The following is a 22,983-nucleotide window of genomic DNA, read 5'->3' on the forward strand; positions in this document are numbered from 1 at the left end:
CCGACGCCCCTTGCCCGACCGGTCACTGTCGACATAGTCTCACCGCGGCGACCGTCACAGACGGGTTTCAGGGGACGCCGCGAACACTCAAGGAAGACTGTTACGTGCTCCCCTCTCTTCCCCGTCGTGCCCGCACGCTCCGCCAGGTCCTGGTGCTCACCGTCTGCACCGTGCTGGCCAGCACCCTCGGACTGGTCGTCCTGCCCGCGAGGGACACCGCCGAGGCCGCGGTCCGCAACCCGTTCAACTCGGTGTACCAGAGCAACGAGAACGGCACCATCGCCATCGTGGGCAACGCCCAGATGAGCTGCCCCACCGGCGGCAACGAGTGCACCGCCGCCCGCAACGGCACGGCCTCGACGGCCAGCCTCAACAGCAACAACGGCCACACCATGACGTTCCTGGACAACGACAACGTCGGGGCCACCACCAACTCCACCTCCAGCGAGCTCACCCTCCCCACCGGCTCCACGGTGCTGCACGCCCGCCTGGTCTGGAGCGGCCGGCAGACGGCCGGCACGAACGGCGCCGCGTCCTCCGGCAACATCGGACAGGTCGCCTTCCGCACCCCCGGCCAGACCGCCTACAGCACCGTGACCGCACCGACCGACCAGGTGTACGCCCCCGCGGGTCTGTCCACCACCGACGGCGGGGTCTACCAGGCCGCGGTCGACGTCACCGCGCAGGTGCGGGCCGCCGGCACCGGCACCTACTGGGTCGGCAACATCCGCGCCGCCACGGGTGGGGACCGCTACGCCGGCTGGTCCCTGGTGGTCGCCTACCGCAACCCCGCGCTGCCGCTGCGCAACCTCACCATCTTCCAGGGCTTCGCCGACGTCACCAGCACGAGCACCGCCAACTCCACCGTGGACATCCCGGTCTCGGGGTTCCGCACCCCGGCCAGCGGCACCGTCAACGCCTCGGTCGGCTTCGTGGCCTGGGAGGGTGACCAGGGCAGCACCGGCGACGCGCTGCGCTTCAACGGCTCCACCCTCTCCGACGCCGCCCGCCCGGCGAACAACTACTTCACCTCCCGGATCACCAACCTGGGCTCCACGGTGACGACCCGGAACCCCAGCTACCTGAACAACCTCGGCGTGGACATGGGCACGAGCAACGCCAGCGGCCTGCTCTCCAACAACCAGACCTCGACGACCCTCCAGGCCACCACCACCGGGGACTACTACTACCCCGGGATCATCACCACCGCGATCGACCTGTACTCCCCGCGCTTCCCCGAGATCACCAAGTCGGTGGTGAACCTCAGCGGCAGCAGCACCGCCCAGGCCGGTGACACGCTGGAGTACACGGTCAGCTTCTCCAACACCGGTGGCGACGCCGCCGCGAACGCGGTCGTCCGCGACGAGCTGCCCGTCGGCGCCACCTTCGTGCCGGGCAGCCTCGCCGTCACCGCGGGCGCCGGCACCGGTCCCAAGACCGACGCCGCCGGGGACGACCAGGGCGAGTACGACGCCGCCGGACGCACCGTCAGGGTCCGGCTGGGCACCGGTGCGACGGCCACCACCGGTGGCACCATCGCCCCCGGGGCCACCACCACGTTCAGGTTCCGGGTGACCGTGGACCGCGCCGCCGCGGGCACCACCCTGGCCAACACCGCGCAGCTGGACTACCGCGCCGTCACGCTGGGTCAGGACTACACGTTCAACGGCAACACCGTGACCACCCCGGTGGGCGAGATCGCCGACCTGGCCATCACCAGCACCTCGACCCCGCCCACCCAGACCGCCGGCAGGCGGGTCACCTACAACCTCACCGTCACCAACAACGGACCCAACGACGCCGAGAACACGGTGGTCACCGACACCCTGCCCGCCGGCGTCACCTTCGTCTCGGCCACCCCCTCCACCGGCACCTGCGGCCAGTCCGGGAGCACCGTCACCTGCCAGCTCGGCACCCTGGCCCCCGGCGCCACGGTCACCATCCCCGTGGTCGTCGAGGTGCCACCCGGCGCCTCCGCCGGCACCCTGGTCAACCGCGCCTCGGTCACCACCTCCACCGGTGACGACGTCCCCGGCAACAACAGCACCACCGCCTCCACGACGCTCACCCGCGCCGCGGACCTGGCCGCCACCGTCACCGGGCCGGCCAGCGCCGCCGCCGGCGAGGAGGTTACCTGGACCGCCACCCTGACCAACAACGGGCCGTCCTCGGCCGTCACCGCCTCCCTCACCGACCTGCTGCCCGACGGCGCCACCTTCGTCCGGGCCAGCGCCTCCGACGGCGGCACCTGCACCAACGCCAACAACCAGGTGAGCTGCACCTTCGGCGAGCTGGCCCCCGGCGCCACCCGGACGGTCACCGTGGTCGGACGCCTGGACCCCGGGTCGCCCACCGGCTCCGTGGTCAACACCGCCACCGCCTCCTCCGGCACCGGTGACCCGGTGCCCGCCAACAACACCGCCAGCGCCACCACGACCGTCACCCAGCGGGCCGAGCTCAGCCTGACCAAGACCCCCTCGGCGACCTCGATCACCGCCGGCAGCCGCGCCCGCTTCACCGTCGTGGTCACCAACTCCGGACCCAGCGACGCCAACGACGTGGTGCTGACCGACCCGGCCGTCGCCGGCTTCACCGCCACGGGCGCCAACGCAAGCCAGGGGACCTGCGCGCTCACCGGCGGCGACCTCCGCTGCGAGCTCGGGCGGATCGGTCCCGGGGCGAGCGCCACCGTCCAGCTGGTCGGCGACGTCTCCGCCGCCCGCGCGGCCGGCCCGCTGGCCAACACCGCCTTCGTCTCCACCGCCACCCCCCAGGGCGACACCGGCGACGACTCCGCCACCGGCACCGCCCAGGTCACGGTCAGCGCCGACGTGTTCCTCACCAAGACCGCCACCCCGAACCCGGTGGTCGCCGGAACCGAGCTCACCTACACCCTCACCGTCGGGAACAACGGCCCCTCGCGAGCCACCGGCGTCAGCATCACCGACGTCCTCCCCGACGGCACCACCTTCCAGGGCGCCGCCGACTGCACCGTGGACGGCCAGGAGGTCACCTGCCCGGTGGGCGCCCTCGACGTGGGCCAGACCGTCACCCGGACCGTCGTCGTGGACACCGACTCCACCCTCCCGGTCGGGGGCATCGCCAACGACGCGACGGTCACCGCGACCAGCCCCGACCCCACCGCGGCCTACAACGACGCCTCCTTCACCTCGACCACCGGCGCCAGCGCCGACCTGTCCCTGACCAAGACCACCTCCCCCACCCCGCTGGTCGCCGGGCTCCCCGTCACCTACACCCTGCGCGCCACCAACTCCGGCCCCTCGGCCGCCTCGGGCGTCGTCGTCACCGACACGGCACCCCCGGGCGTGACCTTCACCGCGGCCACCGCCAGCAACGGCGCGTCCTGCACGGTCGCCGCGGACCGGGTCACCTGCGCCGTGGGCTCCCTCGACGACGACGAGGTCGTCACGGTGGAGATCACCGGGGCGGTCGCCCCCACGGCGCTCGGCGCGAGCTCCAACACCGCCTCGGTCAGCGCGGAGACCCCGACCGACCCGACGGCGTCGAACAACAGCTCCACCTCCGGGACCACGGTGGTCACCCAGGCCGACCTCGGGGTGGTCCTGAGCCCGCCCGCCGACCCCGTGGCCGCCGGCGAGGTGGCCACCTACCAGCTCCGGATCACCAACGCCGGACCCTCGGTCGCCCGCAACACGATCGTCACCGGTCAGGTCCCGCCGGGCCTGATCCCGGTCCCCGGTTCCAGTGGCGGCGCCTGCGAGGTGATCGGGGAGACCGTGCGCTGCGCACTGGGCACCCTGGCCCCCGGTACCGACACCACCGTGCAGCTGCAGGCCACCGTCCCCAGCGACATCCCCGCCGGCGAGATCCCCGGCAGCGCCTTCATCGGGTCCAGCGCCACCGACCCCAATCCCGCCAACGACCAGTCCACCTCCCTGCTCGAGGTGGTCACCAGCGCCGACGTCAGCCTGACCAAGGAGGTCACACCCGAGACACTGGTGGCCGGCGCCACCGCGACCTATGTGCTGACCCTGGAGAACGACGGCCCCTCGGACGCCGTCGACCTGACCCTGACCGACGAGCTCTCCGAGGGCCTGGTCGCGGAGTCGGTGTCCTCCACCCTCGGCACCTGCACGGTGAGCGGCCAGACCGTCAGCTGCGAGAAGGACCGCCTGGCCGCAGGGGCCAGCGCCGTCGTGACCGTGCAGGTCCGGGTCGACGCGGCCGCCACCGGCGAGCTGAGCAACTCCGCCACGCTGACCTCCGGCACCGAGGACCCCCAGCCCGGGGACACCACGGCCTCGGTCACCGCCCCCGTGGTGCAGTCCGCCGACCTCCGGATGATCAAGGACGTCGGCTCCGAGTCCGTGGTCGCCGGCGGCGCCACCACCTACACCCTCACCGTGGTCAACGCCGGTCCCTCCGACGCCGTCGACCTCGCGATCACCGACGCGCTGCCCGAGGGCGTCACGGTGCTGCCCGGCCTGGCCGGCGGGTCGGCCGACTGCTCGGCCTCCACGCCCACGAGCATCAGCTGCACCCTCGCCGCGCTCGAGGCCGGGACCTCGAACACCATCAGCTTCAATGCGCTGGTCGACAGCTCGCTGGCCGAGGGCTCCGAGCTCGCCAACTCCGCCACGGTGACCTCGCCGACACCGGACCAGACCCCCGGGAGCCGTACCGACGGGGCCACCACCACCGTGCGGACCAGCGCCGACGTCAGCCTGGTCAAGGGTGCCGTCCTCAGCGAGCCGACCGCCGGCGAGCCCCAGCGCTACCAGCTCACCGTGACCAACAACGGCCCCTCCGACGCCACCGAGGTGGTCGTCACCGACCAGCTGCCCGAGGGCACCACGCTGGACACCGCCGGCGGCGCCGGCGAGTGCTCCGCCGACGGCCGGACCGTCACCTGCGAGCTGGGCACCATGACCCCCGGTGAGATCCTCACGGTCATCCTGGACGTGGACCTGGCGCCCGACCTCGCCGGCCGCACCCTCACCAACAGCGCCACCGTCAGCACGGCCACCTCCGACCCCGACCCCGACGACGACACCGACGACGTGACCAGCGTGGTGGGTGGACGCAGCGACCTCGGGGTGAGCAAGACCGTCAGCTCCGGCCCCGTGGTCGCCGGCGGCCAGGTCACCTACTCCCTGTCGGTCACCAACGCCGGCCCCTCCTCCACCCGCGACGTGCGCCTGGTCGACACGCTCCCGAGCGGCGTCGCCTTCGTCTCGGCCACCGCCACGGGTGACGGCAGCTGCTCGCCCTCCGGGGACACGGTCGTCTGCACCTGGCCCGCCCTCGCCGTGGGCGCCGACCCCCTGACCGCCACGGTCACCGTCACCGTCCCGTCGGCCACCGCACCGGGCAGCACCCTGGTCAACACCGCGGACGCGACCTCGGCCAACCCCGACCCGACCCAGGGCGCCGCCACCGTCGAGTCCGTGGTGGGTGCGTCGGCGGACCTGTCGGCCGACAAGAGCCTGCTCGAGGCGCCCGTCGCCGGCGAGGACGTCCGCTGGCAGGTCACCGTGACCAACGGCGGACCCTCCGACGCCACCGACGTCACCCTGGTCGACACCGCCCCGACGGGTGTCACCTTCACCGCGGCCGAGACCCCGCGGGGCGGGTGCACCGTCACGGGCGCGGAGATCAGCTGCGCCCTCGGCACCCTGGCCGCCCAGGACAGCTTCGCCGTCACCCTGGTCGGCGCGCTGGCCGCGGACTTCACCGGTGAGGAGCTGAGCAACACCGTCACCGTCGGCTCCGACGTCCCCGACGCCGACCCGACCGACAACTCCGACACCGCCACCTCCCCGGTCGTCGCCGCAGCGGACCTCCGCGTCAGCAAGACCGCCGACCCGGCCACCGCCACCGCGGGCGGCGCGCTCACCTACACCGTGGTCGCCACCAACGTCGGACCCTCCACCGCCCGGGGCGTCAAGATCATCGACACCCTGCCGGCCGGGTTCAGCGCCGCCTCCGCGACCCTGACCGACCCGGCGCTGGGCGGGAACTGCGCCATCGAGGGTTCCGAGGTCACCTGCACCGTCCCCACGCTCGCCGACGGCGCCAGCGCCACCGCGACCATCACCGGCACGGTCACCGCCGACCTCACCGCCGCCGACCTGGGCAACCGCGTCTCGGTCCAGGCCGACACCGAGGACCCCGACCGCTCGAACGACACCACCACCCTCTCCACCACCGTGACCACCTCGGCCGACCTGGCCGTCGTCCAGCAGGCTCCCCCCACCGTGGTCGCCGGCGCCCCGATCAGCTGGGACGTCCGCGTCACCAACAACGGCCCCTCCGACGCCCGCGGCATCCTCGTCACCGAGGTGACCTCCGACGTCGTCGGCTCGCTGGCCGCCACCATCAACGGCCAGGACTGCGTGGTGCAGGGCACCACCGTCAGCTGCCCCCTCGGTTCCCTGCCCACCGGTGGCTCCGTCACGCTCACGGTGACCGGGGTGGTCGACCCCGGCACCACCGCCACCGAGGTGTCGGCCACCGCCACCGTGAGCGGCAGCACCACCGACCCCGTCCCGGCCAACAACTCCAGCACCACCACGACCACCATCAGCACCGAGGCCGACCTCCGGGTCACCAACACGTCCGCCACCGGCACCTTCACCGCCGGTGAGCGGGCCGCCTGGCTGGTCGAGGTCCGCAACGTCGGACCGTCCACCGCGCGCACCGTCCAGCTCTCCGACCTCCTCGGCCCCGGCCTGAGCGGCGTCACCGCCACGGTCGACGGCGTCCCCTGCGTGGTCACCGGCACCGAGGTCCTCTGCGACCTCGGCGATCTGGCTGCGCAGTCCTCCGCGGTGGTCACGGTCTCGGCCCTGCTCGACCAGGCCTACGCCGGGTCGGCCGTGACCACCACGGCCACCGCCACCAGCCCCACCGCGGACCCGGTGCCGGCCGACAACACCTCCCCCAGCACCACCGCCGTGGTGACCAGCGCCGACCTGCGGGTCTCCAAGCGCCTGCTCGGCGACGCCGTGGCCGGCGCACCCATCACCTTCGAGGTCCTGGCGACCAACGACGGCCCCTCGCAGGCCACCGGCGTCGTGCTCACCGACACCCTCCCCGGGTCGGTCACCCCGACCAGCGCCACCCTCCCCGGCGGCGTCTGCACCGTCGACGGCCAGGTCGCCACCTGCACCCTGGACGGCCCCCTCGCCGACGGCGCGACGGCCGTGGCCACGGTCGTCGGCACCCTGGACGCCGGCTCGACCGGCGAGCTGACCAACCGCGCGACCGTCAGCGCCGACACCACCGACCCGCAGCCCGGCAGCAACACCACCGCGGTGACGTTCGACCCTGACAGCGACGCCGAGCTCTCGGTGGTCAACGACGGGCCCGACGCCGTGGTCGCCGGTGAGGAGGTCGAGTGGGTGGTCACCGTGACCAACGGCGGACCCTCGGACGCCACCGCGGTCCAGCTCACCGACCTGCTCCCCGCCGGGCTGACCGGCGTCTCCGCGACCTTCGGCAACCAGACCTGCGACGTCACCGGGGACACCGTCACCTGCGCGCTGGGTGACCTGGCCAGCGGCAGCTCGGTGCAGGTCACGGTCCGGGCCACCCTCCCGGCCTCGTCCACCGCCACCACCATCAGCTCCACCGCGACGGTGACCGCCGCCACCCCCGACGCCAGCTCCGACGACGACACCTCCGTGGCGGAGTCCGCCGTGGTCACCTCCGCCGACGTGTCGGTGAGCATCTCCGCCGACCCCACGAGCTTCGTCGCCGGACGCCCCGGCAGCTACCTGCTGACCGTCACCAACGACGGCCCGTCGGACGCCCAGCTGGTGAGCCTGCGCGACGTGCTCCCGACCGGCCTGGTGCTCACCGGTGACCTGGACACCACCCAGGGCTCCTGCACCGCGGCCGGGGACCAGGTGGACTGCGCCCTGGGCACGGTGCCCGCCGGGGCCTCGGTGCAGGTCCGCCTCGCGGTCGAGCTGGTCAGCAGCTTCACCGGCACCAGCCTCTCCACCACCGCCACCGTCTCCACCGCGACCACCGACCCCGCACCCGGCAACGACTCCACCACCCTGAGCTCACCGGTGGGTCGGGCGGCCGACCTGACCGTCACCAAGACCGGACCGGAGAGCGTCACGGCCGGCGAGGCGCTCGGCTGGACGGTGACCGTCCGCAACGACGGTCCGTCCTCCGCCGAGGGCGTCGTCGTCACCGACCAGCTCCCCACCGGGGTCGGTCCGGTGAGCGTGCTGAGCAGCCAGGGCACCTGCACCCAGGACGACGGTGCGGTGCGCTGCGAGGTCGGCGCGCTGGCCCCCGACAACGAGGCCACCATCACCCTCTCGGTGGTCGGCGGGCTGCCGGCGGACTACGACACCGGCACCATCACCAACACCGCCACCGCCACGTCCCCCACCGACGACTCGATCGCCGACGACGACAGCCCCGACGGCCGCAGCGACTCCGTCGACACCGAGGTGCTCGCCCGCGCCGACGTCAACGTCTCCAAGCAGGCCGTCGGCGGCACCTTCACCGCCGGGGGCGAGGTCTCCTGGACCATCACCGTGTCCAACGCCGGACCCTCGGTGGCCCGCGACGTCGAGCTCACCGACGTCGCCCCCGACGGCGTCACCGGTCTCACCCTGAGCGGGCCGGCCGGCGTGGAGTGCGACGGCCTGGTCTGCCAGCTCGGTGACCTGGCTCCCGGCGGCGACGCCGCCGTGCAGGTCACCGCCACCGGTCAGCTGCCGGCCGACGTCACCGCCGAGTCGCTGGCCAACCGGGCGGTCCTCACCACCTCGACCACCGACCCCAACCCCGGCGACAACGAGGTGACCTCCTCCACCACCGTCCTGAGGGCGGCCGGTGTGTCGGTGACCAAGACGACCGACGACGAGACGGTCGTGGCCGGTGGGGAGATCAGCTGGACCCTCACCGTGGCCAACGCCGGACCGTCGGTGGCCCGTGACGTGCTCCTCGTCGACCCGCTGGCCGACGGCCTCACCGACGTCACGGTGGACGCGCCCGACGCGGTCGACTGCAGCACCGACGACGGCGTGTCCTGCACCGTGGGCACCCTCGACCCGGGCGGGTCCGTGGACGTCACGGTCACCACCACCCTCGACCCCGGCTTCACCGGCACCGAGCTGACCAACACCGCCTCGGTCACCTCGTCCACCCCCGACGCCGAGCAGGACGACAACGCCGACAGCTCCACCAGCACCGTGACCACCGAGGCCGACCTCGCCGTCACCAAGACCGGCCCGGACAGCGGCACCCCCGGGGAGACCATCAGCTGGACCCTCGAGGTCGCCAACGAGGGGCCCTCCACCGCACGCGCGGTCCAGCTCACCGACGCCGTGCCCGCCTCGGTCACCGGGGTCCAGGTCGAGAGCGAGGGCAGCGACTGCACCGTGACCGGGAACCTGGTCAGCTGCGCGGTCGGCGACCTCGCCCCCGGGGCGACGCCGTTCGCCGTCACCCTCGTCGGGACCATCTCCCCCGAGGCCACGGGCACCGTCGACAACACCGCCACCGCCACCTCCACCACCCCTGACGGCGACGTCGCGGACAACAGCGACACCCAGGTGACCACCCTCACCGGGTCCGCCGACGTGTCGGTCACCAAGACCGCGGACCCGGCCACCCTGGTCGCGGGGCAGTCGGCCACCTTCACCATCACCGTCGCCAACGACGGGCCCTCCACCGCCCGCCAGGTCGTCCTCACCGACGCGGTCGACCCCGCCCTGGGCCTCACCGGCGTGTCCGGTCCCGCCGATGCGTGCACCACCGTCGAGGGTCTGGTCAGCTGCGCCCTGGGCGACCTGCCCGCCGACGGCACCCCCGTCGTGGTCGACGTCACCGTGGACGTCCCCACCGACTACGCCGCGGCGACCTTCAGCAACACCGCCACCGTCAGCTCGACCACCACCGACCCGGTGCCCGCCGACAACTCCTTCACCGTCGCGGGCCCGGTGGCCACCTCCGCCGACCTGTCGCTGGTCAAGACCGTCGACCGCGGGACGCTGTCCCCCGGCGAGCCGGCCACCTTCACCCTCACGGTGGACAACGCCGGCCCGTCGGTCGCCCGCGCGGTGACCGTCACCGACCCGGTCGACCCCGCCCTGGAGGTCACCGCGGTGACCGGCGCCGACTGCAGCACCAGCGACACCGGTGTGGTCACCTGCGACCTGGGTGACGTGGCCCCGGACGCGCCCCCGGTGGTCATCACCATCGCCGTCGACGTGCCCCCCGGCTACGCGACCGACACCTTCTCCAACTCCGCCACGGTCACCTCGCCCACCCCGGACCCGCTGACCGGGGACAACACCGGCACCGTCTCCGGACCCGCGGCCCCGCTGGCGGACCTGACCGTCACCAACACCCCGGTCTCCGGCGCAGCCGTCCCCGGCACCGAGGCGACCTGGGAGGTCGTGGTCACCAACGACGGGCCGGCCCTGGCCCGCGGGGTGACCCTGCAGCAGCTGCTGCCGGCCGGGGTCACCCTGGTCTCGGCCACCGGTGACGACGTCGAGTGCGACACCGGCACCGGCGCCTGCACCCTCGGCGACCTGGCCCCCGGCGCGACGCGCACCCTCACCGTGGTGGCCGCCGTGGACGAGGACTACCAGGCCCCGACGGTGACCAGCACCGTCTCGGTCACCTCGACCACCCCCGACCCCGTGCCCACCGACAACCTCGCCGTGAGCACCCTGGGCGCGGCCGCCTCGGCGGACCTGTCGCTGGTGAAGACCGTCGACCCCGAGGTGCTGTCCCCGGGCGAGCCCGCCACCTTCACCCTCACCGTCGACAACACCGGCCCCTCCACGGCCCGCGGCGTGCGGGTCGTCGACCCGGTCGACCCCGCCCTCGACATCATCGGCACCCAGGTGACCGGGGCGGACGTCGAGTGCTCGGTCAGCGACGCCGGCGTCGTCGCCTGCGACCTGGGTGACCTGGCCGCCGACGCCGACCCGGTGGTCATCACCATCGACGTCGACGTCCCCGCCGACTACTCCACCGACACCTTCTCCAACAGCGCCGTGGTCTCCTCCACCACCGCCGACCCCGACAACGACGACAACATCGGCACCGTGTCCGGCGACGCCGCCCCGCGGGCCGACCTGTCCGTCACCAACACCCCGGTCTCCGGTGCGGCGGTGCCCGGCAGCCAGGTCACCTGGACGGTCGTGGTCGACAACGCCGGTCCCGCGGTGGCCCGTGGGGTCACCCTGACCGACGTCGTCCCCGCCGGCGTCACGCTGGTCTCCCTCAGCGGCACCGGCGTCACCTGCGACGTCGCCACCGGCAGCTGCGCGATCGGTGACCTCGCCCCCGACGAGATCCGCACCATCACGGTGGTCGCCGCCGTCGCCGCCGACTACGCCGAGCCCACGGTGACCAGCACCGCCAGCGTCGCCGCCACCACGCTCGACCCCGACGACACCGACAACGTGGCCACCAGCACCCTCGCCGTGGTCGGCTCGGCCGACCTGTCGCTGGTCAAGACCGTCGACCCGGGCACCCTCAGCCCCGGTGAGCCGGCCACCTTCACCCTCACCGTGGACAACGCCGGCCCCTCGGCGGCCCGCGACGTCACCGTCACCGACCCGATCGACCCGGCGCTGACCGTCACCGGCGTCTCCGGCGCCGACTGCGAGGTCGCCCAGACCGTCACCTGCGACCTGGGCGACCTGGCCCCCGACGCCGACCCGGTGGTCATCACCATCGACGTCGACGTCCCCGCCGACTACGCCCCGACCACCTTCACCAACGCCGCCACCGTCTCCTCCGCCACCGACGACCCCGACCCGACCGACGACACCGGCACCGTGACCGGGGACGCCGCCGCGGTGGCCGACCTCTCGGTGACCACCACCCCGCTCTCCGAGCTCGCCGTGCCCGGGACCGAGGTGCGCTGGGAGCTCGTGGTCCGCAACGACGGACCCGCCCTGGCGCGGGGCGTCACCCTGTCCGAGGTGCTGCCCGCCGGGGTCACCCTCGTCTCCCTCAGCGGGGCCGACGCCAGCTGCGACACCGCCACCGGCGTCTGCACCCTGGGTGACCTCGCCCCGGGGGCGAGCCGCACCCTGACCGTCGTGGCCGCCGTCCCGGCCGGTTACGACCAGCCCACGGTGACCAGCACCGCCACCGTGGCGGCCACCACCGAGGACCCCGACGCCACCGACGACGTGTCGGTCAGCGCGCTCGCGGTCAGCCCCCAGGCCGACCTGGCGGTGGACATCACCCCGACCGGCACCGAGGTCGTGCCCGGCACCGACGCGAGCTGGACGGTCGTCGTGCGCAACGACGGCCCGTCGCTGGCCCGCGGCGTCACCGTGCGCGACGTGGTCCCCACCGGCGCCACCCTGGTCTCCCTCACCGGCGACGGCGTCACCTGCGACACCGCCACCGGTCTGTGCACCGTCGGCGACCTGGCCCCGGGCGAGACCCGGACGATCACCGTGGTCGCCGCGGTCGACCCCGGCTACGACGCCCCGACGCTGACCAGCACCGCCACGGTCGGCGCCACCACCGCCGACCCCGACGCCACCGACGACGTGGACACCAGCACGCTCCCGGTCCGTCCGCTCGCCGGCCTCTCGCTGGTCAAGACGGTGGACCCGACGACCCTGTCCCCGGGTGAGCCGGCCACCTTCACCCTGACCGTGGCCAACGACGGGCCGTCCGTCGCCCGCGACGTCACCGTCACCGACCCCGTCGACCCGGCCCTGACCGTCAGCGCAGTCTCCGGCGCCGACTGCGAGATCGGCCAGACCGGCACCGTCAGCTGCGACCTGGGCGACCTCGCCCCCGACGCCGACCCGGTGGTCATCACCATCGACGTCGACGTGCCCCCCGGCTACGCCGCCGACACCTTCGCCAACAACGCCGTGGTCAGCTCACCCACCGAGGACCCCGACACCGCCGACAACACCGGCACCGTCTCCGGACCCGCCGCCCCGCTGGCCGACCTGTCGGTCACCAACACCCCCGTCTCCGGCGAGGCCACCCCCGGCACCGAGGTCACCTGGACCGTCGTGGTCCGCAACGACGGACCCGCCACCGCCCGCGCGGTCTCCCTCACCAAGGCCCTCCCCGCCGGCGTCGTCCTGGTCTCGGTCACCGGCGACGACGCCGACTGCGACCTGACCACCGGCACCTGCACCCTGGGCGACCTCGCCCCCGGCCAGACCCTCACCCTCACCATGGTCGCCGCCATCGCCGACGACTACGACCAACCCACCGTGACCTCCACCGCCAGCCTCGCCTCCGCCACCACCGACCCCGACACCACCGACAACGTCGCCCCCAGCACCCTGGGTGCCACCGGTTCGGCCGACCTGTCCCTGGTCAAGATCGTCGACCCGGGCACCCTCAGCCCCGGTGAGCCGGCCACCTTCACCCTCACCGTGGACAACGCCGGCCCCTCCGTCGCCCGTGACGTCCGGGTGCTCGACCCGGTCGACCCCGCCCTCGAGGTCACCGCCGTCGACGGCGCCGACTGCGAGGTCGGCGAGACCGGCACCGTGACCTGCGAGCTCGGCGACCTCGCCCCCGACGCGGACCCGGTGGTCATCACCATCGAGGTCGACGTCCCCGCCGGCTACGCGGCCGACACCTTCGCCAACAACGCCGTGGTCAGCTCGGCCACCCCGGACCCGGTCCCCGCCGACAACACCGGCACCGTGTCCGGCCCGGCGGCGGCCCGCGCCGACCTCTCGGTCGCCACGACCCCGGTCCCCGACGTCGCCGTCCCCGGCGGCCAGGTGTCCTGGACCGTCGTGGTCACCAACGACGGCCCGGCCCTGGCCCGTGGCGTCACCGTCCAGGAGGCGCTGCCCGCCGGCGTCACGCTGGTCTCCCTGACCGGTGACGACGTGGTCTGCGACACCGCCACCGGGCTGTGCACCGTGGGCGACCTGGCCCCCGGTGAGAGCCGCACCCTCACCGTGCTCGCCGAGGTCGCGGCCGGGTACGCCGAGCCGACGGTGACCAGCACCGCCAGCGTCACGAGCACGACCGTCGACCCCGACGACACCGACAACGTGTCCTCCAGCTCCCTGCTGGTGGTCGGTGCGGCCGACCTCTCGCTGGTCAAGACCGTCGACCCCGAGGTGCTGTCCCCCGGCGAGCCGGCCACCTTCACCCTCACCGTCGACAACGACGGCCCCTCGGTGGCCCGTGACGTCACGGTCAGCGACGCCGTCGACCCGGCCCTGACCGTCACCGGCACCGACGGCGCCGACTGCGAGGTCAGCGAGGGCGGCGTGGTCACCTGCGACCTGGGCGACCTCGCCCCCTGACGCCGACCCGGTGGTCATCACCATCGACGTCGACGTCCCCGCCGACTACCGACCCGCGACCTTCACCAACAGCGCCACCGTGGTCTCCGCGGCCACCGCCGACCCCGACCAGGGCGACAACACCGGCACCGTCTCCGGTGACGCCGCCGCGCAGTCCGACCTCTCCGTGAGCACCACACCCGTCAGCGAGACCGCGGTGCCCGGCACCGAGGTCACCTGGCAGGTCCTGGTCCGCAACGCCGGTCCGGCCACCGCGCGGGAGGTGACCCTCACCGAGCTGCTGCCCGACGGGGTGACCCTGGTCTCGCTCAGCGGTGACGACGTGGTCTGCGACCTCGACACCGGCGTCTGCACCCTCGGCGACCTGGCCCCCGGCGCCACGCGCGCCCTCACCGTGGTGGCTGCCGTGGACGAGGACTACCAGGCCCCGACGGTGACCAGCACCGTCTCGGTGACCTCGAGCACCCCCGACCCGGTGCCCGCCGACAACACCGCCTCCAGCACGCTGACCACGGTGGCCTCCGCGGACGTCTCCGTGGTGAAGACCGTCGACCCGGGCACCCTCAGCCCCGGCGAGCCGGCCACCTTCACCCTGACCGTGGCCAACGCCGGCCCGTCGGTGGCCCGTGACGTCACCGTCACCGACCCGGTCGACCCGGCCCTCACCGTCTCCGGCACCGAGGGCGCGGACTGCGAGATCGGCGGGACCGGCACCGTCAGCTGCGACCTCGGCGACCTCGTCCCCGACGCCGACCCGGTGGTCATCACCATCGACGTCGACGTCCCCGCCGACTACGCCGCGGGCACCTTCGCCAACACCGCCCTCGTCGCCAGCACCACCGCCGACCCCGACACCGACGACAACACCGGCAGCGTCTCCGGACCGGCCGCCCCGCTGGCCGACCTCTCCGTGACCAAGACCCCGGTCTCCGGCACCGCGGTCCCCGGCAGCCAGGTCAGCTGGACCGTCGTCGTCCGCAACGACGGCCCGGCCACCGCCCGCGCGGTCACCCTCAGCGAGGTCCTGCCCCAGGGTGTCGACCTCGTCAGCCTCACCGGTGACGACGCCGTCTGCGACACCGCCACCGGGCTCTGCACCCTGGGCGACCTCGCCCCCGGCCAGGAGCGCACCCTCACCGTGGTGGCCACCGTCCCCGCCGGCTTCGACCAGCCGACGCTGACCGCCACCGCCGGTGCGGCCGCCGCGACCGCCGACCCTGACGACACCGACAACGTCGCCTCCAGCACCATCCCGGTCTCCGCCTCCGCGGACCTGTCGCTGGTCAAGACCGTCGACCCGGGGACCCTGTCCCCCGGCGAGTCGGCCACCTTCACCCTCACCGTCGACAACGCCGGCCCCTCGGTCGCCCGCGAGGTCACCGTCAGCGACCCGATCGACCCCGCGCTCACCGTCACCGCCGTCTCCGGCGCCGACTGCGAGACCGCCCAGACCGTCACCTGCTCCCTGGGTGACCTGGCCCCGGACACCGACCCGGTGGTCATCACCGTCCAGGTCGACGTCCCCGCCGACTACGAGCCGGCCGGGTTCGCCAACTCCGCCACCGTCAGCGCGACCACGCCGGACCCGAGCGCCGGGAACAACACCGGCACCGTGACCGGCGACGCGGTGGCCACCGCGGACCTGTCGGTCACCAACACGCCCGTCTCCGAGGAGGCCGTCCCGGGCACCGAGGCCACCTGGACCGTCGTGGTGAGCAACGACGGCCCCGCGCTGGCGCGCGGGGTGACCCTCACCGACGTGGTGCCGAGCGGCGTCACGCTGGTGTCCCTGACCGGGGCCGGCGTCAGCTGCGACGTCGCCACCGGCGTCTGCACCCTCGGCGACCTGGCGCCGGGTGCGTCCCGGACGATCACCGTCGTGGCTGCCGTGGCCCCCGACTACACCTCACCGTCGGTGACCAGCACAGCCACTGTCGCCTCCGCCACCCTCGACCCCGACGACAGCGACGACGTCGCCGTCAGCACGCTGCCGGCCAGCCCGCGGGCGGACCTCGTGGTCAGCAACACCGCGGTGGACGCCGCCGCGGTGCCCGGCACCGAGTCGACCTGGACCGTGGTGGTCCGCAACGACGGGCCCTCCGTGGCCCGGGGCGTCACCGCCCAGGACGTCCTGCCCGCCGGCGTCACCCTGGTCTCCCTGACCGGCGACGGCGTCACCTGCGACACCGCCACCGGACGCTGCACCCTGGGCGACCTCGCTCCGGGTGCGTCCCGGACGCTCACCGTGGTCGCCGCCGTGCCCGCCGACTACGACCGGTCCACGGTGACCAGCACGGTCACCGTGGACGCGACGACCGTGGACCCGGACCCCGCCGACAACGTCGGGTCCAGCGTGCTGCCGGTCGCCCCGCTGGCGGACCTGTCGCTGGTGAAGACCGTCGACCCGGGGACCCTGTCTCCCGGTGAGCCGGCCACCTTCACCCTCACGGTGGACAACGCCGGACCGTCCGTCGCCCGCGCCGTCACGGTCACCGACCCGGTCGACCCCGCCCTCGAGGTCACCGCCGCCACCGGCGCGGACTGCGAGATCAGCGAGACCGGCACCGTCAGCTGTGACCTGGGCGACCTCGCCCCCGACGCCGAGCCGGTGGTCATCACCATCGACGTGGACGTGCCCCCCGGCTACGCCGCGGACACCTTCGCCAACAACGCCGTGGTCAGCTCACCCACCGAGGACCCCGACACCGCCGACAACACCGGCACCGTCTCCGGTGACGCCGCCCCGCTGGCCGACCTGTCGGTCACCAACACCCCGGTCTCCGGCGAGGCCACCCCCGGCACCGAGGTCACCTGGACCGTCCTCGTCCGCAACGACGGACCGGCCACCGCCCGCGGGGTCTCCCTCACCAAGGCCCTCCCCGCCGGCGTCACCCTCGTCTCGGTCACCGGCGACGACACCGACTGCGACCTGGCCACCGCCACCTGCGCCCTGGGCGACCTCGCCCCCGGCCAGACCCTCATCCTCACCATGGTCGCGGCCGTCGCCGACGACTACGACCAGCCCACGGTGACCTCCACCGCCAGCCTCGCCTCTGCCACCACCGACCCGGACACCACCGACAACGTCGCCCCCAGCACCCTGGGTGCCACCGGTTCGGCGGACCTGTCCCTGGTCAAGACCGTGGACCCGGAGGTCCTCTCCCCCGGTGAGCCGGCCACCTTCACCCTCACCGTGGACAACGCCGGCCCGTCGGTCGCCCGCCAGGTCACCGTCACCGACCCGGTCGACCCGGCCCTGACCGTCACCGGCGTCTCCGGCGCCGACTGCGAGATCGGCCAGACCGTCACCTGCGACCTGGGCGACCTGGCCCCCGACGCCGAGCCGGTGGTCATCACCATCGACGTCGACGTCCCCGCCGACTACGCCGCCGACACCTTCACCAACAACGCCGTCGTCGGCTCCGCCACCCCGGACCCGGTCGCCACCGACAACACCGGCACGGTCTCCGGCCCGGCGGCCGCGCAGGCCGATCTCAGCGTCAACAACGTGCCCGGGCCCGGACCGGCCGTGCCCGGCGGCCAGGTCAGCTGGACGGTCGTGGTCACCAACGACGGCCCGGCCCTGGCCCGCAACGCCACCCTCACCGACCTGCTGCCCGCGGGCGTCACCCTGGTCTCCCTGACCGGCGACGACGTCGTGTGCGACACCGGGACCGGCGTCTGCAGCCTGGGCGACCTGGCCCCCGGTGAGGGCCGGACCCTGACCGTCGTCGCCGAGATCGACCCCGGCTTCGACGAGCCCACCCTGACCAGCACGGCCACCGTGACCGCCAGCACCACCGACCCCGACACCGCCGACAACGTCGCCAGCAGCACGCTCGTCGTCACCGGCGCGGCCGACCTGTCCCTGGTCAAGACCGTCGACCCCGACGTCCTCTCCCCCGGTGAGCCGGCCACCTTCACCCTGACCGTGGAGAACGCCGGCCCCTCGGTGGCCCGCGACGTCCGCGTCACCGACGAGGTGGACGCCGAGCTCGTGGTCACCGGCACCGACGGCGCGGACTGCACCGTCACCGGCGGCACCGTGGACTGCTACCTGGGCGACCTGGCCCCCGACGCCGACCCCGTGGTCATCACCATCGACGTGGACGTCCCCGAGACCTTCCAGCCCGCCACGTTCACCAACTCCGCCACCGTCGCCTCGACCACCCCCGACCCCGACGCCGGGGACAACACCGGCACCGTGTCCGGCGACAGCGTCCCCCGCGCCGACGTCTCGGTGAGCACCACGCCCGTCACCGGGACCGCGGTGCCCGGCACCGAGGTCAGCTGGCAGGTCGTGGTCAGCAACGCCGGTCCCGCCACCGCGCGGGGAGTCACCCTCACCGAGCTGCTTCCCGAGGGCGTGACCCTGGTCTCGCTCAGCGGCGACGACGTGGTCTGCGACCTCGACACCGGCGTCTGCACCCTCGGCGAGCTGGCTCCGGGCGCGTCCCGGACCCTCACCGTGGTGGCGGCGGTCGGCGCCGGCTACGACGCCCCGACGGTGACCAGCACGGCCACGGTCGACGCCACCACCCTCGACCCCGACGCGGGCAACGACGTCTCGGTCAGCACGCTGACCACGGCGGCCTCCGCGGACGTGTCGCTGGTCAAGACCGTCGACCCGGACGTGCTCTCCCCCGGTGAGCCGGCCACCTTCACCCTCACGGTGGAGAACGCCGGCCCGTCGGTGGCCCGTGACGTCACCGTCACCGACCCGGTCGACCCGGCCCTCGAGGTCACCGCCGTCGACGGCGCGGACTGCGAGGTCGGCGGGACCAGCACCGTCAGCTGCGCCCTGGGCGACCTGGCCCCCGACGCGGACCCGGTGGTCATCACCATCGACGTCGACGTGCCGCCCGGCTACGCCGACGGCACCTTCGCCAACACCGCGCTGGTCACCAGCACCACACCGGACCCCGACCAGGGCGACAACACCGGGAGCGTCTCCGGGCCGGCCGCACCGTCGGCTGATCTCTCCGTCACCCAGACGCCGGTCACCGGCGCCGCGGTGCCGGGCAGCCAGGTCAGCTGGACCGTGGTCGTCCGCAACGACGGCCCGGCCACCGCCCGCGCGGTCACCCTCAGCGAGGTGCTGCCCGAGGGCGTGAACCTGGTGTCGCTGACCGGTGATGGCGTGGTCTGCGACACCGCCACCGGGCTGTGCACCCTGGGCGACCTGGCCCCGGGTGAGGAGCGGACTCTCACCGTGGTGGCCACCGTGCCTGCGGGCTACGACCAGCCGACGCTGACCGCCACCGCCGGTGCGGCCGCCGCGACCGCGGACCCCGACGACACCGACAACGTGGCCTCCAGCACCATCCCGGTCAGCGCCTCCGCGGACCTGTCGCTGGTCAAGACCGTCGACCCGGGGACGCTGTCCCCCGGTGAGCCGGCCACCTTCACCCTCACCGTCGACAACGCCGGCCCCTCGGTCGCCCGCGACGTCCGCGTCATCGACCCCGTCGACCCCGCGCTCGCCGTCACCGCCGTCTCCGGCGCCGACTGCGAGCTCGGGCAGACCGTCACCTGCGACCTGGGTGACCTGGCGCCGGACGCCGACCCGGTGGTCATCACCATCGACGTGGACGTCCCCGCGAGCTACCAGCCGGCCGGCTTCACCAACTCCGCCACCGTCAGCGCCACCACCCCGGACCCCAGCGCTGCGGACAACACCGGCACCGTCTCCGGGCCCGCCGCCCCGCGCGCCGACCTGTCCGTCACGAACGCGCCGGACAGCCAGGTCGTGGTGCCGGGTACCGAGATCAGCTGGACCGTGGTGGTCCGCAACGACGGGCCCGCCGTGGCCCGCGGGGTGACGGTCACCGACCTGCTGCCCGCCGGCGTCACCCTGGTCTCCCTGAGCGGGGACGGCCTGGAGTGCGACCCGGTCACCGGCACCTGCACGGTCGGTGAGCTCGCCCCCGGGCAGTTCCTCACCCTGACCGTGGTCGCCGCGGTCCCGGCCGACTACGCGGCCCCGACCCTGACCAGCACGGCATCGGTGACGGGGACGACCCTCGACCCCGACGACAGCGACAACGTGGCCAGCAGCACGCTGCCCGTCGTCGGCCAGGCCGACCTGGCGCTGGTGAAGACCGTCGAGCCCGGGACCCTGTCCCCCGGCGAGCCGGCCACCTTCGTCCTCGCCGTGACCAACGCCGGACCCTCGGTCGCCCGTGGCGTCACCGTGACCGACCCGGTGGACCCGGAGCTGACCGTCACCGCGGTGACCGGTGCGGACTGCACCACGACCGAGGGCGGCGTGGTCGGCTGCGACCTGGGCGACCTCGCCCCCGGCGCCGAGCCGGTGGTCGTCCGCGTCGTGGTCGACGTCCCCGCCGACTACGCCTCGGACACGTTCACCAACACCGCGACCGTCTCCTCCGCCACGGACGACCCCGACGTGAGCGACGACGAGGGCACGGTCTCCGGCGACGCCGTCGCACGCGCCGACCTGGCGCTCACCAAGACGGCCGTCGGTCCGCTGACCGCGGGGACGCAGGGCAGCTGGCGGCTCACCGTGCTCAACGAGGGACCGGCGGTCGCCCGTGACGTCAGCGTGACCGACGTGCTCCCCGCCGGGGCGACGCCGGTGGCCACCGAGGGCTGCGCACCGGTCGGCAGCACGGTCACCTGCTCGGTGCCCGAGCTCGCCCCCGGCGCCTCGGTGACCTGGACGGTGACCGCCGACCTGGCCAGCGACCTGGACGGCACGCTGACCAACTCGGCGACGGTCGGCTCGGCCACCGCCGAGACCGATCCGGCCGACGACACCGCCACCACCACCGACCCGGTGGGCCGGGTGTCGGACCTGCAGCTCAGCAAGACCGTGGACACCGAGAACGCCCGGCAGGGTGACGTGGTGACCTGGACCGTGGTGGTGAGCAACGACGGGCCGTCGGACGCCGACGCCGTGGTGGTCGAGGACGACTGGCCCGAGGGGGCACAGCTCCTGGACGCCGAGGCCGACCAGGGCGAGTTCGACCCGGGTACCGGGCTGTGGTCGGTCGGCGGTCTGACGGTCGGGGCGAGCGCCACCCTGACCCTGGAGGCCAGGCTGACCGGGACCGGTGAGGTGGTGAACACCGCCTCGGTGACCTCGGCGTCGGTCGACCTCGACCCCTCCGGCGACGTCGCCTCCGCCTCGGTCTCGGCCGAGCCCGCCGAGCCCCCGGTCGACCCGACCGAGCCTCCTGTCGACCCGACCGAACCCCCGGTGGACCCGACCGAGCCTCCCGTCGACCCGACCGAGCCCCCGGTCGACCCGACCGAGCCCCCGGTGGACCCGACCGAGCCTCCCGTCGACCCGACCGAGCCCCCGGTCGACCCGACCGAACCCCCGGTCGACCCGACCGAGCCTCCCGTCGACCCGACCCAGCAGCCCGTCGACCCGGGCGTCCCGCCGACGGCGCCCGATCAGCCGGCGGACCCGTCGGGTCCCCGCGACCCGCTGGCCACCACCGGTGGGCCGCCGGTCCTGCTGGCCCTGCTGGGCCTGGTCACGGTGCTCGCCGGGGCCGGCTCGGTGGCCAACGGGCTGCGTCGACGACGGTGAGGTGCGGCGGGTCGACAGCCCTAGACTCCACCGGGTGAGTCGACCCGCCACACCCCCTCCCGGCACCGCACCGGTGCTGACTCCGACCACCGCGAGCCCCCGGCTCAAGCTGGCCACGGCACCGCTGATGCTGCTCATCGGCGGCTTCGTCTCGCTGCAGAGCCTGATCAACGGCGAGCTGGCCAGCCGGCTCGGCACCGGGTTGCGGGCCAGCGTCGCGGCCGCGGTGAGCAGCTTCGGCTCCGGTCTGGTGCTGCTCACCCTGTTCGTGCTGCTGCACCCGGGCAGCCGCCGGCAGGTGGCCACCCTCGGACGCCGGCTGCGGGAGGGCACGCTGCCGCCCTGGATGGTCATCGGCGGCCTGGCCGGTGGGCTCTTCGTCGCCTCCCAGGGCATCACCACCCCGACCCTCGGCGTCGCCCTGTTCATCGTCTGCGTGGTGGCCGGGCAGTCGGTGATGGCGCTGGTGGTGGACCACCGTGGCTGGGGGCCCAGCGGCCAGACCGCCGTCTCGGCGCCCCGCCTGTTCGGTGCCGTGCTGGCCGTGGCGGCCGCCGTCCTGGTCGGTCTGCAGGCCGGGCTCGACCCCGCCGGGGCCGGACTCGGGCTGCTGCTGGCCCTGCTGCCGCTGGTGGCCGGCGCCGGGACCAGCGTCCAGCAGGGGCTGAACGGCCGGGTCGCGGCACAGGTCGGGCCCTGGGCCACCACCTGGAACAACTTCGTGGTCGGCACCACCGGCCTGCTGGTGTTCTGGCTGGTCACCTTCGCCCTCCCCGGACAGCTGACCGCCCCGCCGCGGGACTGGTGGCTCTACACCGGCGGCCTGTTCGGCATCGCCTTCATCGCCCTCTCCACCGTGATGGTGCGCATCCACGGCGTGCTGGTCCTGGGGCTGTGGGCCGTCGCCGGGCAGGTCATCGCCGCGGTGGTGATCGACCTGGTGGTCGCCCCGGAGCAGCTGGGCGTGCTCAGCTTCGTCGCCGCCGGGCTGACCCTGGTCGGTGTGGTCGGGGCGATGACGCTCCGCGCCCGCGGGGTGCGCTGAGGCTCCTCGAGTCACGGCGGCCGTCCTGGTCATCGCCGCCACCGCCACGTCGCGATCCGCCGACCCCCCGCCTCCCCGTCAGCCGGTGCAGCCAC

The 22,983-nt window shown here is 74.1% G+C and carries 3 protein-coding genes; all 3 read left to right on the top strand.

The window, feature by feature from the left end:
• Positions 1-104 precede the first annotated feature (104 nt).
• The 3 genes from BLT52_RS21765 to BLT52_RS19345 are packed head-to-tail and all read left to right on the top strand — an operon-like array spanning position 105 to position 22,888.
• The gene (locus BLT52_RS21765; RefSeq protein ID WP_157677231.1) at positions 105-14,282 is read left to right on the top strand and encodes an isopeptide-forming domain-containing fimbrial protein; all 14,178 of its coding nucleotides are present in this window, start codon (positions 105-107) and stop codon (positions 14,280-14,282) included.
• Positions 14,283-14,292: 10 nt separating this feature from the next.
• The gene (locus tag BLT52_RS21770; protein ID WP_090595790.1) at positions 14,293-21,843 is read left to right on the top strand and encodes a DUF11 domain-containing protein; all 7,551 of its coding nucleotides are present in this window, start codon (positions 14,293-14,295) and stop codon (positions 21,841-21,843) included.
• Positions 21,844-21,877: 34 nt separating this feature from the next.
• A complete protein-coding gene (locus BLT52_RS19345; RefSeq protein ID WP_157677233.1) occupies positions 21,878-22,888 on the top strand; it encodes a DMT family transporter in 1,011 nt (336 codons plus the stop codon).
• Positions 22,889-22,983 lie beyond the last annotated feature (95 nt).

Source organism: Auraticoccus monumenti, from assembly GCF_900101785.1.
Classification (GTDB): domain Bacteria; phylum Actinomycetota; class Actinomycetes; order Propionibacteriales; family Propionibacteriaceae; genus Auraticoccus; species Auraticoccus monumenti.